Annotated in this window: 13 protein-coding genes; 6 read left to right on the forward strand and 7 right to left on the reverse strand. The window is 69.0% G+C overall.

Going from position 1 to position 15,990, the window contains the following annotated elements:
• Positions 1–235 precede the first annotated feature (235 nt).
• Together EIP75_RS13230 and EIP75_RS13235 are read left to right on the forward strand one after the other, a co-directional pair.
• A complete protein-coding gene (locus EIP75_RS13230; protein WP_125243747.1) occupies positions 236–1,129 on the forward strand; it encodes a hypothetical protein in 894 nt (297 codons plus the stop codon).
• The gene (locus EIP75_RS13235) at positions 1,122–2,897 is read left to right on the forward strand and encodes a GMC family oxidoreductase N-terminal domain-containing protein (protein WP_125243748.1); all 1,776 of its coding nucleotides are present in this window, start codon (positions 1,122–1,124) and stop codon (positions 2,895–2,897) included. Before EIP75_RS13230 ends, EIP75_RS13235 begins: the two co-directional genes overlap by 8 nt.
• Here EIP75_RS13235 and EIP75_RS13240 read toward each other — a convergent pair whose 3' ends face one another.
• The 3 genes from EIP75_RS13240 to EIP75_RS13250 are packed head-to-tail and all read right to left on the reverse strand — an operon-like array spanning position 2,898 to position 6,608.
• A complete protein-coding gene (locus EIP75_RS13240; protein ID WP_125243749.1) occupies positions 2,898–4,712 on the reverse strand; it encodes an ATP-binding response regulator in 1,815 nt (604 codons plus the stop codon).
• Complete coding sequence (locus tag EIP75_RS13245) at positions 4,712–5,335, reverse strand: response regulator transcription factor (protein WP_125243750.1); 624 nt, start codon at positions 5,333–5,335, stop codon at positions 4,712–4,714. The genes EIP75_RS13240 and EIP75_RS13245 overlap by 1 nt, the downstream gene beginning before the upstream one ends.
• A gap of 22 nt (positions 5,336–5,357) precedes the next feature.
• A complete protein-coding gene (locus EIP75_RS13250) occupies positions 5,358–6,608 on the reverse strand; it encodes a cation:proton antiporter (RefSeq protein ID WP_125243751.1) in 1,251 nt (416 codons plus the stop codon).
• Positions 6,609–6,777: 169 nt separating this feature from the next.
• Between EIP75_RS13250 and EIP75_RS13255 the strand changes: the two genes are divergently transcribed.
• The gene (locus tag EIP75_RS13255) at positions 6,778–7,992 is read left to right on the forward strand and encodes an MFS transporter (RefSeq protein WP_125243752.1); all 1,215 of its coding nucleotides are present in this window, start codon (positions 6,778–6,780) and stop codon (positions 7,990–7,992) included.
• On the opposite strand, the gene EIP75_RS13260 is transcribed toward EIP75_RS13255, so the two are convergent.
• Positions 7,979–8,704: a GntR family transcriptional regulator gene (locus EIP75_RS13260; RefSeq protein WP_233584850.1), complete on the reverse strand. Its 726-nt coding sequence runs from the start codon at positions 8,702–8,704 to the stop codon at positions 7,979–7,981. The genes EIP75_RS13255 and EIP75_RS13260 overlap by 14 nt on opposite strands.
• 343 nt (positions 8,705–9,047) lie before the next feature.
• Between EIP75_RS13260 and EIP75_RS13265 the strand changes: the two genes are divergently transcribed.
• From EIP75_RS13265 to EIP75_RS13275, 3 genes are read left to right on the forward strand one after another with little or no spacing between them, the layout of a single operon-like run.
• A complete protein-coding gene (locus EIP75_RS13265) occupies positions 9,048–10,223 on the forward strand; it encodes an ABC transporter substrate-binding protein (RefSeq protein WP_125243754.1) in 1,176 nt (391 codons plus the stop codon).
• 12 nt (positions 10,224–10,235) lie between these two features.
• A complete protein-coding gene (locus EIP75_RS13270; RefSeq protein ID WP_125243755.1) occupies positions 10,236–11,114 on the forward strand; it encodes a branched-chain amino acid ABC transporter permease in 879 nt (292 codons plus the stop codon).
• A gap of 11 nt (positions 11,115–11,125) precedes the next feature.
• Positions 11,126–13,708 (forward strand): branched-chain amino acid ABC transporter ATP-binding protein/permease, encoded by a 2,583-nt coding sequence (locus EIP75_RS13275; RefSeq protein ID WP_125243756.1) that lies wholly within the window; start codon positions 11,126–11,128, stop codon positions 13,706–13,708.
• On the opposite strand, the gene rrtA is transcribed toward EIP75_RS13275, so the two are convergent.
• The 3 genes from rrtA to pncB all read right to left on the reverse strand — a co-directional run bounded on the left by rrtA (position 13,690) and on the right by pncB (position 15,967).
• Positions 13,690–14,301, reverse strand: a complete 612-nt coding sequence (gene rrtA / locus EIP75_RS13280; RefSeq protein ID WP_125243757.1) for a rhombosortase — start codon at positions 14,299–14,301, stop codon at positions 13,690–13,692. The two genes, EIP75_RS13275 and rrtA, sit on opposite strands and share 19 nt — an antisense overlap.
• Positions 14,298–14,642 carry a YbaN family protein gene (locus EIP75_RS13285; RefSeq protein ID WP_125243826.1) on the reverse strand — a complete coding sequence of 115 codons (345 nt, stop codon included), beginning with the start codon at positions 14,640–14,642 and terminating at the stop codon, positions 14,298–14,300. The genes rrtA and EIP75_RS13285 overlap by 4 nt, the downstream gene beginning before the upstream one ends.
• 131 nt (positions 14,643–14,773) lie before the next feature.
• On the reverse strand, positions 14,774–15,967 hold the full coding sequence (pncB, locus tag EIP75_RS13290) for a nicotinate phosphoribosyltransferase (protein ID WP_125243758.1): 1,194 nt from the start codon (positions 15,965–15,967) through the stop codon (positions 14,774–14,776).
• Positions 15,968–15,990: the final 23 nt, after the last annotated feature.

Consider the following 15,990-nt stretch of genomic DNA (forward strand, 5'->3'; position numbering starts at 1 on the left):
GCTGACGGTGCAAGGATGAAAGCGTCGGCTTAGCCCGGGCTTAAAGGCTGGGAGCCCCTTGTATCGGGGGCGAGTCGCATGGACGTTGCATCTTCGTCCCACTGACTTGAAGTTGGCAAGCCACATGCCCAACGCGCGGCTTTTTCACTTGTCACCCTCTTTACAAATGAATCTACAAATCGTTTAACGCAAACAGTTAATCCTGGGGCCTGTTCCACCAGAAGGAGCCGTCCCCATGGCCTGTCCCCCTCCTGATCCCGACGACAAACCCCCAATCGGCCTCACGCGTCGCCGGTTCGCTTCCTCTGCGGTGAGCGGTGCCTGTGCACTGGCCGTGGGCCCCGCCGTGGTGGGCCATGGTGCTGTCATCGCTCAGTCAACCCAGCCTTCCCGCATTGAACGCCTGCAGGCGCAGTTCAACCTGCTGGCCCGCGACACGCTGGCCGGCGTCAGCGCCTTCGCTGTGCCCGGCAATGACCTCTACTCGCTGTGGCAGGGCCTGTCCACCTTCCAGGTCGGCGGCGTGGCGGCGCGCAATGACGCCTTCCTGGCCTTCATGTTCGACAACTACCTGCCATTGCCGCCGCCATTGGGTAACTCCCTGGCCATCGGCCTGGGCACGCCGCTGCGTGGCCTGAGCCTGTCGCTGGGCGATGGGCTCACGCTCAACGTAGGCAGTGCCCTGACCGAGCTGCTCAATGCCTACGACAGCCTGCCGCTGGCCCTGGTGGTGGCGCTGCTGCTCAATGCCCTGGCGCTCACGGTGCAGCCGGCCAGCCTGGTCGGCCCTTTCCTGTCGCCGTTCTCGCGCCTGTCGTGGAAAAACAAGGCGCGCGTGCTCGAGCTGCTGGAGAACCCGGGCCCCGAGGTGATCCAGCTGATGGGCCCGGTGCCCGGCTCCTTGCTCAAGACGGTGATCGGCTATGTGCAGCTGATCGCCGTGGGCCTGCTGGCGTTCGCCGGCTTCGGCAGCTACAGCGAGTGGTCCGTGCTGGACCCGTCGACCCGCACTCTGCGCGCGCGCCCGGTGGGCTGGACGCTGTCCAAGTACCAGCCGGCCGGCCCCGTCGAGGGTTGGGACGATTTCAAAGGCTACTACCAAGGCCGAAGGAGTGCGAGCGATGCGTGACGTGATCGTGATCGGTGCGGGCGGCGGTGGGCCGGTCGTCGCCAAGGAACTGGCCGCGCGCGGCCTGGACGTGTTGCTGCTGGAGGCCGGCCCCCGCCACGGCCAGCCCGAGAAGGACTGGACCCATTTCGAGGACGACCAGAACAACCTGTTCAAGGGCGCGCTGCGCTGGGGCCCGGCCGACCGTGCCCGCACCAACTGGTTCCGCGAGACGCCGCAGCGCTCCTACATCACGCAGGTGGCGGGCGTGGGCGGCACCACCACCCACTACTTCGGCAACTGCCCGCGGTCCATGCCGGGTGCCTTCAACGACTATGCAGGCGCGGACCGTGAGGCCTATGACACCGCGCACCTCTTTCCCTTCGGCTATGCCGAGATGAAGCGCTACTACCGCTGGGTGGAGAAGGTGCTGCCGGTGCAGACCGCCGCCATGGGCACGAAGGAGCAGGTGTTCTTCCGCGGCTGCGAAGGCATCGGGCTGCCGGTGCAGGCCGGCAAGGACGCGCTGCGCGACGCCTTCCGTCCGCAGGAGAACTGCATCCTGCAGCCGCAGGGCAATGCGGGCCGCACCACCGAGACCGCATTGCTGCGCTACCCACTGGCCCAGGGCTGCACCTTCTGTGGCTCTTGCTACCAGGGCTGCAAGGAGCCCATCCGTGCGCCCGTCAACCTCAAGGCCAAGCGCTCGACCTGTTCGAGCTACGTGCCCATGGCGCTCACGGCCGATCTGTGGATGCCTGGCGGGCGGGCGGCCCAACTGGTTGCCAATGCCTTCGTCACGCGCATCCGCAGCGCCACCGAAGCGGGCCAGGTGGTGGCCAAGGGGGTGAGTTGGCGCGACACGGTCACGGGCCTGAGCTACAGCGAGGATGCCCGGGTGGTCGTGCTGTCGGCCGGTTGCGTCGAAGACCCGCGCCTGTGGCTCAACAGCGGCCTGCCCAACCCGAACGGCTGGGTGGGCCGGGGGCTGACCGATCACGCCCTGGACTGGGTGATCGGGCTCATGCCCTACGACACCAATTCATCGAAAGGGGCTGCATCGTCCGCGCGCGCCGACTTTCCGGGCCTGGGCGCGGTGGAGAACGTCGGCCTGCCGCCGGCCTTGCAGGCGCTCACGGCCAGCTTCAGCGACAGCGGCGTGCGCGGGGCGTACACCGTGGGCCAGGGCGAGACCGGGCCGTGGACCGGGCGGGCTGGCCGCGCCATGGGCCACGAGATGAAGGAGGTGCTCGACAACGTCAACCGTGTGCTCAATGTGCTGGTGCTCACCGATGACGACGTGGAGTCGCAGAACCTGGTGTCGCTGTCGAACGTGTTCCCGGCGGATGAGCACGGCAGGATCCCCAAGGTGGAGATCGGCAAGCGCCAGCGCAGCGCCCGCACGATGGCCAACCGGCGCAAGCTGGCCGAGCGCGCGGCAGGCATCCTGAAGGCGGCCGGCGCCACCAAGGTCATCCGCATGGATTTCCCGCCCTTGATGCTGCACATGCAGTCGTCGATGCGCATGGGGGCCAACGCGGCCGATTCCGTGCTGGACGCCGATGCCGAGGCGCGCTGGGTGAAGCGCCTGTTCGTGGCCGACAACGCGGCCCTGGCCAACTCCTGCGGCGGCATGAACCCGACGCTCACCACGCAGGCGCTGGCCACGCGCACGGCCGAGAAGATCTTCCAGCGGTACTTCGGCGGCCAGGCGTGGGTGGAGAGCGAGACACCGCTGTCGTCGGTGGACGCGAGGGTGACGCAGGCCGTGCAGCAGCGGGGACTGTGATCAGGTGACAGGCGGTGTCGCGGCTTGGGCGGCCGCGCGCAGCACGCCCTGCATGCGCTGGTGCAACTGGGCTGGCGACACCGGCTTGTGCAGCAGAGCCACCCCGCTGTCATGGGCTTCGCGCAGCCGGGCCGGGTCGGTGTCACCGGTCACCAGCAGGGCGGGCAGCGTGTCGCCGAGTTCGGCGCGCAAGGCCGCGATGGCTTCGGCGCCGGTGCGGTGGCCGCGCAGGCGGTAGTCGCTGATCACCAGGCCGGGCGGGCGCACACGTGCCAGCGCCAGGGCCTCTTCGATGGACTCGGCCGTGTCGCAGAGGCAAGCCCAGCCCGTCAGCATCTGGCGCATGCCGGCGCGCACGGTCTCGTCATCGTCGATGACCAGCACCCGAACGTTGTTCAGGGCGGTGTCCACCTCGAAGTCCTCGCCTTCCGGCAGCGCGGCCCATCCGTCTTCGGCGGCCATGCCCAGGGCGGCACTGGCCTGGGGCAAGGTCAGGCGGAACACGCTGCCTTGGCCGGGCCGTGAGGCCAGCGACAGTGGATGGCCCAGGGCCCTGGCCAGCCCCTGCGCGATGGCCAGGCCGAGCCCCAGGCCTTTGCGGCGATCACGCTCCGCATTGCCCAACTGGTGGAACTCCAGGAAGATGGCCTGGTGCTGTGAGGCGGGGATGCCGACACCGGTGTCCCACACCTCCAGCAGCCAATGGTCAGTGCGGCGGCGGCACCCCACCAGCACGCCGCCCTGCTCGGTATAGCGGATGGCATTGGAAACCAGGTTGCGCAGCACCAGTTCGAGCAGCGAGGGATCCGAATTGACCACGGCCTCGGTGTCGATGGAGCGGTAGACCAGGCCTTTGGCATCGGCCTGCGGGGCCAGCTCGAGCTCCAGCTTGTGCAGCAGCGGCTGGAGCGCAAAGGCGCGCCGCTGGGGCTCGACCACCCCGGCTTCGATGCGCGAGAAATCCAGCAGCGTGTCCAGCATCTCGGCCGATGCCTGCCAGGTGGCACGGGCGTTGGCCAGCGCTTCGGCCTGCGGCCCCGACAGGGCGCTGCGGCCAAGCACGCCCAGGAACAGGCCCTGCGCGTGGATGGGCTGGCGCAGGTCGTGGCTGGCGGCGGCCAGGAAGCGCGACTTGGCCACGTTGGCCTGCTCGGCCGCCTGCCGCTGAGCCTGTGCGTAGGTCGTTTCCTGGCGCAGCCGTTCGATCAGCTCGACGTTCTCGAAGCGCAGGGTGATGGCCTGTCGGGCAGCCTCGGCGCTGTTGCGTGACTGGCCCAGCAGCGAGGCCGCGTACAGCACCCCGGCCACGCCCAGGGCGTCGTAGGCCGGATCGCCCAGTGTCCAAAGCTTGGAGGCCAGCGCGGCCAGCAGGCAGACCAGGAAGGCCACGAAGGCCGGGAACACCGGTGACAGGGAGGACATGGAGCTGCCCGCGATGCCCCCGATCACGGACACGACCAGGATGCTGCCGGTCAGCGTGCTGCTGCCCAGCGTCACCCAGGCCAGGCCTCCCCAGACGGCGCCGTCGATGGCGTTGAGCACGATCAGCCACAACACGTTGCGGCGCGCATCCTCAAGCGGCACGCCACGCCGCAGTTGCTGGCGGCCGACCCAGGCGCTGAACAGCTTGGAGGCGATCACCGCCACACCCCACAGCCGCAGAGGCCAGGGATTGCTTGCATCGTCCAGGGTCCACACCACCAGGAGGGCCAGCAGGGCCGCAGGGATCACGGAGCTGATGATGTGCCTGTGCAGCAGGTACTGCAGTTCGACCAGCAGCCGGGGATTGGCCCGGGATGGCCAGGCCACGGGCATCAGGCGATCAGGCCGCGTCGGCGGGCCTCGAAGGCGGCCTGCGATCGGCTGGCCGCATTCAGTGCCACCAGCAGGGACTGCACATAACCGCGCACGGTGTTCTCGGACAGGCCCAGGCGCCGGGCGATCAGCTTGTTGGACAGGCCCTGGCTGACCAGGTCCAGCACCTCGCACTGGCGTGCGGTCAGGCGCAACTCCGGCGCGCCATCGGCACCGCCCGCATCGCCCTGGGCCCAGGTGGGCTGTGCCAGCGTTTCACCGCGCAGCACCTGTCCGATCAAGGACAGTACGTGCTCGGCCGCATCGGCCTTGGAGACGAAGGCCCGCGCGCCGCGGCTCAGCGCCGACCGCGCGGTGGCGGGCGATGTGTCGGACGACAGGATCAGCACGGGTGCGTCTGGCCAGCGGCGCTGGACCAGCGCGATGCCGTCCAGGCCGTTCACACCCTTGAGCTGGATGTCCAGCAGCACCACGTCGGGCGGGGGCATGTCCTGATGCATGGCTTCTTCAAGCGAGGAGGTCTCGAACACCTCCACGGGCCCCAGGCCATTGGCCAGCACCATGCGCAGCCCCGTGCGGAACAGCGCGTGGTCATCGATCAGGAGCAGGCGTGGCGTCGACATGGTCCGTGATGATGGCACCGTTTCAGCTGCCCTGCGCGGCCGTGGCTCCACTGGCCTGGACGCGGCGGGTGGTCAGGCTGATCAGGGGGCCGGTCATGGCGGTGGTCACCAGCGCCATGACCAGCAGCATGGTGAACAGTTCCGGGCCGATCAGGCCGGCGTCCAGGCCCACCTTGATCACGATCAGCTCCATCAGGCCGCGCGCGTTCATCAGCGAGCCGGCGGCCAGGCTGTCGCGCCAGCCATAGCCGGCCAGGCGCGCACCGACCAGGCCGCCACCGATCTTGCCCAGCGTGGCCACGGCCAGGATCAGCAGCAGTGCGCCCAGGCTGGCGTTGGAAAAGGCGCTGGCGCTGGTGTTCAGGCCTGCCAGCGCGAAGAACAGCGGCATCAGCACCACGATGGACAGGGGCTCGATGCGCTGGGCCAGCGAGCGCAGCAGGCGGTCGTCGCGTGGCAGGCAGGTGCCGAACAGGAAGGCGCCGAACACCGCGTGCAGGTGCAGCCACTCGGTCAGCAGGGCGCAGCCCAGCAGGCCGATCATCAGCGAGGCCAACACGGTGGTGGAGGGCTCGCCGTCCGGCGCGTGCGTGCGCAGCAGCCACGCGAAGAAGGGCCGCAGCCCGCCGTACACCAGCCCGGCCAGCAGCACGGCGCCCACGGTGATCTTGAGCAGGCCAGCCTGGCTGCCCTGCGCGCCGGTGAGGGCCACGACGAAGGCCAGCACGATCCACGCGACCACATCGACCACGGCCGCGGCGCTGAGCGAGAGCTGGCCGAAGCCGGTGCTCGTGAGCCCCCTGTCCTTCAGGATGCGTGCCATCACCGGGAAGGCGGTGATGGACAGGGCCGCGCCCATGAACAGCGCAAAGGGCCAGAAGCCCACGCCCTGGGGCGCGAAGGCCGGGTACAGCACGGGTGCCAGCGCGACCCCCAGGCCCAGCGGCACCACGGTGCTGACCAGGCCCACGATGCCGGCAGCCTGGATCTGCTGGCGCACGCCGCGGTGCGCGCGCAGCTCCAGCCCGATCACGAACATGAACAGCACCAGGCCCACGGTGGACAGCGCCGACAGCCCGCCCAGCGAGGCCTTGGCGAAGAGCTGGCCGTGCACCTCGGGCAGCAGGGCGCCCATGATGACGGGGCCGAGCACCATGCCAGCGGCCATTTCGCCCAACACGCTGGGTTGGCCCAGGTGCCTCAACAGCCAGCCGCAGACACGGGCGGTGCCCAGGATGACGATGAGTTGGAGCAGCAGGGTGGTGGTGGACATGGTGCGAACCGGATGACAGGCGGTGTGGGCGACATCGTAACGGCGTCTGCAGAGCTGCACCGTGGACAAAGACCCGCCAGGCCCGTGATTTGCTGCGCCGCAGCACAATGTGGATCGTCGGGCCGACGTGTCCGAATCCCGTTGTGATGCCCGTTCTTGCGCTGTCCCCATGAGCTCCGTTTCCATCGCCCCTTCCCCGGCACCCGCCGTTCGCCATGAAGAGGCCTTCTGGCCGTCGGTGCTGGCGCTGGGGGTGGGCGGATTTGCCATCGGCACGGGCGAGTTCGTCATCATGGGCCTGCTGCCCGAGGCGGCCAAGGACCTGAACGTCAGCATCCCCCAGGCCGGCCACGTGATCAGCGCCTACGCGTTGGGTGTGGTGATCGGTGCGCCGCTGCTGGCCGTGCTGGCGGCGCACTGGCCGCGCCGAAGGCTGCTGGTGGCGCTGATGGCCCTGTTCGCTGTGGGCAACCTGGCCAGCGCGGCTGCGCCGGGCTATGTGTCGATGAACGTGCTTCGATTCGTCGCCGGCCTGCCGCACGGCACCTACTTTGGCGTGGCCGCGCTGGTGGCCGCGTCGCTGGCGCCGCCAGCGCGCCGGGCCAGTGCGGTGGGGCTGGTGATGCTGGGCCTGACCAGTGCCACGCTGGTGGGCGTGCCGATCGCGACCTGGCTGGGCCAGCACCTGGGCTGGCGTGCGGCCTTTGTGCTGGTGGGCCTGATCGCGGCAGTGACCTGCGTGCTGGTGCAGCGCCATGTGCCCGATCTGCCCGCCCCGCACGGTGCCAGCCCATCACGTGAGCTGGGCGCCTTGAGGCGGCCGCAGGTGTGGCTCACGCTGGGCATCGGGGCCATCGGCTTTGGCGGCATGTTCTCGGTGTTCAGCTACATCAAGCCCCTGCTGACGGAGGTGACGGGGTTGTCGGTGAACTCCGTGCCCCTGGTACTGAGCCTGTTCGGCCTGGGCATGGTGGCGGGCAACCTGGTGGGATCGCGCTTGGCGGACAAATCGCTCATGCGCACCATCGCGGGCCTGCTGGTGTGGAACGCGCTGGTGCTGGTGGGCGTGGCCTTCACGGCGCCCTACGTGGTGGCGATCTCCGTCAATGTGTTCCTGGTGGGCACGCTGGTGGCGATCGCGCCTGCGCTGCAGATCCGGTTGATGGACGTGGCGGGAGACGCGCAGACGCTGGCCGCCGCCCTGAACCACTCGGCCTTCAACCTGGCCAATGCGCTGGGCGCCTGGCTGGGCGGCGTGGCCATCGCGGCCGGGCTGGGCTGGACATCGACGGGCTGGGTGGGCCTGGCACTGGCACTGGGCGGGATGGGCATGTTCGGCCTGTCGGTGTGGCAGGACCGACGGGCGGGGGTCAAGCGGCCCTGACCGCCTTCGCAGGCCGGGCCCCTTCTTCCGGTGCCAGGCCCAGCATGCGCGCCAGGCCATCGTCGGCTTCGGCCGCTTCGACGCAGACGTTCTGTTCCAGTTCGCGCAGATGCGCATCCATCAGCCGCACAGCCTGCTCGGCATCGCGGCGCGCCAGGCAATCCACGATCTCGGCATGCTGGTCGTGCTCGCAGGCGGCGTGGCCGGGGGGCTCGTACAGGGCCACGATCAGCGAGCAGCGCGACATCAGCTCGCCCAGGTAGCGTTGCAGGATGGGGTTGCGTGCCACCTCGGCCAACTGCAGGTGGAAGGCGCAGGCCAGGCGGGCCCAGGCGGGCTGGGCCGTGTGGTGCAAGGCTTCATGTTCCTGCCGCAGGTGCGCGCGGAGCGCGGCGATGTCGGCCTTGGTGGCGTTCTCGGCGGCCAGCCGCGCGATGGCTGCCTCCATGTGTCGGCGTGCCTCGAAGATCTGGCGGGTCTCCTGTGGTGTGGGGGCGGCCACCCTGGCCCCGCGGTTGGGCTGCAGTTCGACGATGTGGTCATGCGCCAGGCGCTGCAGCACCTTGCGCACCGCCGCCCGCGTGGCGCCGAAGAGTTCGCACAGTGCCACCTCGGGCAGCTTGGTGCCGGGGGCCAGGCGCTGTGACATCACGCTGTCGAAGATGGTGCCGTAGATGCGGTCTTCGGTCGTCTGGGAGGGGCGGACGGACATCGGGTGTCTCCGATCATTGTCGACAAAATCTGATCTCATTGTCAGACAAAAAAGGCGCCTGCTCCCGCCTTTGGCGGCTTGGCTGAGCGTTGATCAGATGGCGTTAAGAAAATGAAATGTGCGCCGAAACCGATTCCCCAAGGCAGGGCATCCATGCCCGGGATCGATGCGGCGCTGGACGATTCGCTCCAGGTTCGCACCAGATTCGTGCCTCAGATTGCCGACATGGAAGAATCTATATTGTCGACAATATTCAATGAGATTGCATACAATCAGGCACGGTTCATGCAACCACCCACGGCCATCACCCACAGCCTTGTGCTTTTTTCTGGAGATGTCCGTGATGCCTGCCCTGCACCGCCGCGCGTTGATCGCCGCCGCCCTCGCCTGTTCGCTGCTGCCCGCGGCCCACGCGGCCGAGCCCATCAAGATCGGCCTGGTCACGGCCCTGTCGGGTCAGTCCGCCCTGGCCGGCGAGGCCATCACCCGTGGCCTGACCCTGGCCATCGACGAGGTCAATGCCAAGGGGGGCCTGCTGGGCGGGCGCAAGCTCGAACTGGTGCGCCGCGACGATGAAGGCAGCCCGCCCAAGGGCGTGATGGCTGCGCGAGAACTGATCTACAAGGAAAAGGTGACGGTGCTCTTCGGCGGTCTGGACACGCCCGTGTCCGTCGCCATCGTGCAGATGGCCAACCAGGAGAAGGTGCCCTTCATGGGCCCCTGGGCCGCCGGCACGCCCATCACCAAGAACAATGGCAACCCCAACTTCGCCTTCCGCGTGTCGGCGGTCGACGAGATCGTGGACCGCGCCATGCTCACCTACGCGCAGAAGAACTTCAAGTCGGCCAAGCCCGGCATGATCCTGGTCAACAACCCCTGGGGCGAGTCGAACGAGCGGGGCCTGACGGCGGCGCTCAACGCCAAGGGCCTGAAGGCGGCCGGTGTCGAGAAGTTCGAGGCCAACGACGTGGACGTGGTGCCGCAGCTCACGCGTCTCAAGGCCGCGGGCGCCGACACGCTGTTCCTGGTGGGCAATGTGGGCCCCTCGGCGCAGGTGGTGAAGTCGCTGGACCGCATGGGCTGGAAGGTGCCGGTGGTCTCGCACTGGGGCCCGGCCGGTGGCCGCTTCACCGAGTTGGCTGGCCCGAACGCCAAGAACGTGCACTTCGTGCAGACCTACAGCTTCTTCGGCAAACAGTCGCCCGTGGGCGAGAAGGTGGTGGCTTCGCTCAAGGCCAAATACCCCGCCATCAAGGACGTGGGTGACATCACCCCGGCCGTGGGCGTGGCCAACGCGTATGACGCGCTGCACCTGGCCGCGCAGGCCATCACCAAGGCCGGCAGCACCGACGGCGATGCCGTGCGCCAGGGCTTCTACAAGATCGACCGCTACGAAGGCCTGATCAAGACCTATGTGAAGCCCTTCAGCCCCGAGGTGCACGACGCCATCACCGAGCACGACTACGTGTGGGCGCAGTTCATCGGCGACGAGATCCTGCCAGTCGGCCTGGTCAAGTAAGCAGGACCTGAGATGCTTGTGCTTTCCGCCTTGATCAGCGGCCTGGGCCTGGGCAGCATGTACGGCCTGATGGCGCTGGGCTTTCATGTCACGCACGCGGTGTCGGGCACCGTCAACTTCGCGCAGGGCAGCTCGATGATGCTGGGCGCGGTGCTGACCTTCAGCCTGGCGCAGACGCTGGGCTGGCCCATGCCGCTGGCGATCGCCGCGGCCCTGGCGCTGTGCGCGCTGTACGGCCTGCTGGTCGAGGCGGTGGCCGTGCGGCCCTTCGTGAGCCGGGGCTCCGATGTCTGGCTGATGGCCACGGTGGCGCTGGGCATCGTGCTCGACAACGCCGTGATGTTCGGGTTCGGCAAGGAGCCGCGCAGCCTGCCGTCGCCACTGGCGCAGACGCCGGTGGACATCGCTGGGCTGGGCCTGGGTGTGTACCCGCTGCAGTTGCTGATCCCCGTGATCGGCCTGCTGCTGGCGGCCGTGCTGCACCAGGTGGCGCGCCGCACCCGCTGGGGCTCGGCCATGCTGGCGGTGGTGCAGAACCGCGATGCCGCGCGGCTGATGGGCATCCCGATCCGGCGCGTGGTGGCCGGCGCTTTTGCCGTGTCCACGCTGCTGGCCGGCATCGCCGGGGTGCTGATCGCGCCGCTGTTCAATGTGCAGGCCGACATGGGCACGCTGTTCGGGCTCAAGGCCTTTGCGGTGGCCATCCTGGGCGGCATCGGCAGTGCCTGGGGTGTGATGGTGGCGGGCCTGCTGTTCGGCGTGGTGGAGGCCCTGGTCACGGCCACGCTGGGCTCGGGCTACACGCAGATCCTCACGTTCTCGCTGGTGATCGCCGTGCTGGCGCTGCGCCCCGATGGCTTGTTCGGTCGCGCCCTGGTGCGCAAGGTATGACGGTGTCCTCGATGTCTTCTTCCCTGGTTCTCGATGGGGCGCCAAGTGCGGGTGCCTTGCGGCGGCAGGCCTGGCCTGTGCTGGCCGGTGCGGCGGTCACGCTGGCGCTGGTGGTGCTGGCCACCCAGCTCAACGGTTATCACGCCTTCGTGCTGGCCCAGGTGGCCTTGCTGGCACTGGTGGGCATCGGCCTGAACGTGCTGATCGGCCTGAGCGGGCAGATGTCCTTCGGGCATGTGGGCTTCTACGCGATCGGTGCGTATGCGGTGGCGGTGCTGACCGGCAGCCATGGCTGGTCGTTCTGGCCCGCCTGGGCCGTGGGTGCGGGGCTGTCGGCGGCCGTGGGCGCCTTGCTGGCGTTGCCGGCCCTGCGTGTGCGCGGCCCTTACCTGGCGATGGTCACCATAGCCTTCGGCTTCGTGGTGGAGCACAGCGCGGTGGAACTGCGCGACATCACCGGTGGGCAGAACGGCCTGATGGGCATCATGGGCCCGGCCTTCGGCGAGGTGCGTGGCGAGCGCGCCATGGCGGCCATCGCGGTGGTTGCCGCGGCGTTGGCGCTGGGGGCTTATGCCTTGCTGTCGCGCGGCAGCTGGGGGCTGGCGCTGCGGGCCGTGCGCGACAGCGAGGTGGCGGCCGAGTCCATCGGTCTGCAACCCCTGGCGCTCAAGACGGTGGCCTTCGCCGTGTCGGCGGCGCTGGCCGGTGTGGCGGGCGGCCTGTACGCGCCCTTGTCGGGCTTCGTCACGCCGCAGAGCTTCGGCTTCTCGCAGAGCCTGCTGTTCGTGCTGGTGGTCGTGATCGGGGGCTCGGGCACCGTGGCCGGGCCGATCGTGGGCGCGCTGGTGGTGGGCCTGCTGCCCGAGATGCTGTCGGGTCTGGAAGAGTACCGCCTGCTGTTCTTCGGTGCCCTGCTGCTGGTGGTGCTGTGGGCCGCGCCGCAAGGCCTGGTGGGCCTGCTGCGCTCGCTGGTGGCGATGGTGATGCCCTTGGAGCCCCGTGCCGACGCGGTGGCCGGCGGTGAAGTGGCCCCTGCTGGTGATGGCGTGTCTTTGCCTGCGATGCTGGCCACCCGTGCGCGCCGCGCCTTGCGGGCTGAGGGGCTGAGCAAGGTCTTCGGTGGTGTGCGCGCCGTTGATGGCGTGGGCTTCGAGGTGAGGCCTGCCGCCGTGACCAGCCTGATCGGCCCCAACGGCGCCGGCAAGAGCACCGTGCTCAACCTGCTCAGCGGCTTCTACCGCGCCGACGCCGGCGGCTGTACCCTGGGCGGCCAGGGCCTGCGTGGTGGCGCGGCCTGGCGCACCTCTCGCAGCGGCGTGGCCCGCACCTACCAGACCTCGCTGCTGTTCGGCTCGCTCAGCGTGCTGGACAACGTGGCGCTGGCCTTGCCACGAGGCCGCCTGGGCAGCTTGCTGGGACGGCAGGCCGCGGCCTCGGCAGAAGCCCTTGCGCGTGCCAATGCCCTGCTGCGCTGGTGCGGCTACGCCGGTGATGTGCACCTGCCGGCCGCGGGCCTGGCGCACGTCGATCGGCGCCTGGTCGAGATCGCGCGCGCCCTGGCCACAGATCCGGACCAGCTGCTGCTGGACGAGCCTGCAGCCGGCCTGTCGCGCCACGACAAGCGCCAGCTGGCTGCGTTGCTGCGCCGCGTGGCCGATGCCGGCCTGGGCGTGCTGGTCGTCGAGCACGACATGGCCCTGGTGATGGACATCTCCGACCACATCGTGGTGATCGATGCCGGCAAGCCTCTGGCCGAAGGGGCGCCGGCCGCGGTGCAGCAGGACCCGGCCGTGCGCCGTGCCTACCTGGGCGAGCCTGGTGCGCTCGAATCGATGCGCCGCCGTGGTGGCGCCGACGAATCCACCGAGGGCAAGGAGCCCGCGCGTGAGTTGCTGGGCGTGGGCCGCCTGACCACCGGGTATGGCGCCGCGCCTGTGCTGCATGGCGTGGACCTGCAGGTGCGTGAAGGCGAGATGATCGCCTTGCTGGGCGCCAACGGCGCGGGCAAGTCCACCTTGATGCGCAGCCTGTGCGGTCTGCACCGGCCCTTGCAGCAGGGCGGCATCCACCTGGACGGCCAGGACCTGGCGCTGTTGCGCGCCGAGCAGATCGTGGCGCGTGGCCTGGTGTTGGTGCCCGAAGGCCGCCAGGTGTTCCCCGAGCTCAGCGTGCTCGACAACCTGCGCCTGGGTGCGTTCACGCGCCCTGCAGGCCGCGAGGTGCGTGTCGAGCGCATGCTGCAGCGCTTTCCGCGCTTGCGTGAGCGCCTGCACCAGCGCGCCGGGCTGCTGTCCGGTGGTGAACAGCAGATGCTGGCGATCGGCCGCGCGTTGATGGCCGAGCCCCGCGTGCTGCTGCTCGACGAGCCCTCGCTGGGATTGGCGCCACAGATCATCGGTGAGCTGTTCGCCGCGCTGGATGCCTTGCGGGCCGAATCGATGACGCTGTTGTTGGTCGACCAGATGGCGCCGCTGGCGCTGGCCCTGGCCGACCGTGCCTATGTGCTGGAAGACGGCCGCATCGTGGCCAGTGGCAGCGCGGCCGAGATCGCGGGTGACCCGGCCCTGGCGCAGGCCTACCTGGGCGGGCACTGAGCCCACCGCGTGAGCACGCTTGCCAGCCAGCCGGCCGCGGCCACGCCCAACCCATACAGGTGGGCCTGCACGATGATGCGCCCGCCGATCCGGGCCTCTTCCAGCGGGTTGGCGCCGGCATGCACCTGCCAGGCAGTCCAGGCCAGGAGCACCATCAGGGCGGTCACGGACAGGGCGTCGCGTTTCACGGCCTGGGGCAGCAAGGCCCACAGCAGCAGGCCATACAGGACGCCGGACAGGCCCACATAGTCGGACACCTGGGGTGACAGGCCATACAGCAGCACCGACACCCCCAGGGCCAGCACGAGCAGCCGCGACAGCAACTGGCGGCCGCTCATGCCGGGCCCGGCCAGCGCACAGCACAGCCACAGGCCGGCCAGGTTGAGCGCCATGTGCGTCCAGCCCAGGTGCAGGACATGCCCGGTGAGGGCGCGCCAGAGCTGGCCCTGCGCCAACGCGGCATGCTCATAGCGCAGCGCTGCACGCCAGTCCGGCGGCAGGCATTGCAGCAGCACCACCAGCACCGTGATACCGACAGCCGCCACGGTGCGTGAAGGCCATGTTCCGGCCCCATTGACCTCGTGCTGGTTCATGCGGGAGGCTCCGGCCGGCACCACAGCCAGGCCGACACCAAGGCCATGCTCAGCAGGGCGCCGCCCCGGCCCCAGGGGCTGGCCACCGTGAGGCAGACGATCACGCCGCTGAGCGCCATGGTGCCGCTGGCGATCCATTTCACGCGCCGGGCCACGAAGCCACCCCGCTCCCAGTTGAGCAGGACGGGGCCGAACAGGCGGTGTGCATACAGCCACCGCGACAGCCTTGGCGAGCTGCGTGCGGCGGCCCACGCAGCCATCAGGATGAACACCGTGGTGGGCATGCCCGGCACAACCACGCCGATCAGGCCCAGCGCCACGCACAGCAGCGCCACGGCCATCAGGACCAAGCGGGCAGGCAGTGGCAGGACGCGGTGATCGGGCGCGATGGGGTGATGCACACGCGGGGGCTCACAGGACGCGTGATCTTCGTGTCCTGTTTCGCGGTCGCTCGTGTCTTGGTCCACCGTGCTCAGCCCTGCCCAGTCAGGTTGAACACCTGCCGCAGGTAGGCCAGGAAGGTCTCGTTGTCGCACAGCGTCTTGCCCGGCGTGTCCGACAGCTTGGCCACCGACTGGCCGTTGGCATGGGTCAGCTTCATGACGATGTTGATCGGCTTGAGCCCCACGTCGTTGCTGAGGTTGGTGCCGATGCCGAAGCCCAGCTGGACCCGGTCGGCGAAGTGCCGGTACAGGCCCAAGGCCGTGGGCACGTCCAGCCCATCAGAGAAGACCAGGCGCTTGCCATGTGTGCTGATGCGCAGGCGAGCGTAGTGCGCCAGGGCCTTCTCGCCCCACTCCACCGGGTCGCCCGAATCATGGCGAAGGCCGTCGAAGAGCTTGGCGAAGTACAGGTCGAAATCGGCCAGGAAGGCGTCCATGCCGACGACATCGGTGAGGGCCACGCCCAGGTCGCCGCGGTACTCCTGCACCCAGCCTTCGAGCGCGGCCTTTTGAAAGTCGCGCAGGCGCACGCCCAGCGCCTGGTAGGTCTGCAGGTACTCGTGCGCCATGGTGCCGATGGGCACCAGGTTCAGCTGCTTGGCCAGCGCCACGTTCGAGGTGCCCTTGAAATAGTGGGGGAGGCGCTCCTTGAGCGTGCGCACCACCTCGGCCTGCCAGGCCCCGCTGAAGCGGCGCCGCACGCCGAAATCGAAGAACTCGAAGGGATGCGCGCGGGCAGGCTCGGACCCGAAGGCCTGCAACAGGGCGATCTTCTGGTCGAGCCGGCGCGTGCCCTCCTGCCAGGCGGCATCGCGGTCGAAGCGCCGGAAGTAGAGCTCGTTGACGATGGCCAGCACGTAGATCTCGAAGCCCATCACATGGACCTGCGGCCCACGGGCCACGATGCTCAGCGTGTTGCCGTCGGTGCGGACATCGATGAACTCGCGCTGGAAGCGGAAGATGCGCAGGAAGTCGATGAAATCGGACTTCATGAAGCGCAGGCCCTGCAGGTAGGCCAGCTCATCGGGCTGGACGGTCAGCTGGCACAGCTGGTCCAGCTCACGGCCCACCTCGTCTGCCAGGTCCGCCAGCGGGAAGGCCGGCGCGTTGCGGCAGACGAAGCGGTACTCGGCCTGGGTGGCCGGGTGGCGGTGCAGCATGGCCTGCCACATCGTGAACTTGTAGAGGTCGGTTTCCAGCAGCGAGTGGATGACAGCGTTCATGGGGGGCTCGTCTGGTGGCTGGC

It is taken from the genome of Aquabacterium soli (assembly GCF_003933735.1).
Classification (GTDB): Bacteria; Pseudomonadota; Gammaproteobacteria; order Burkholderiales; family Burkholderiaceae_C; genus Aquabacterium; species Aquabacterium soli.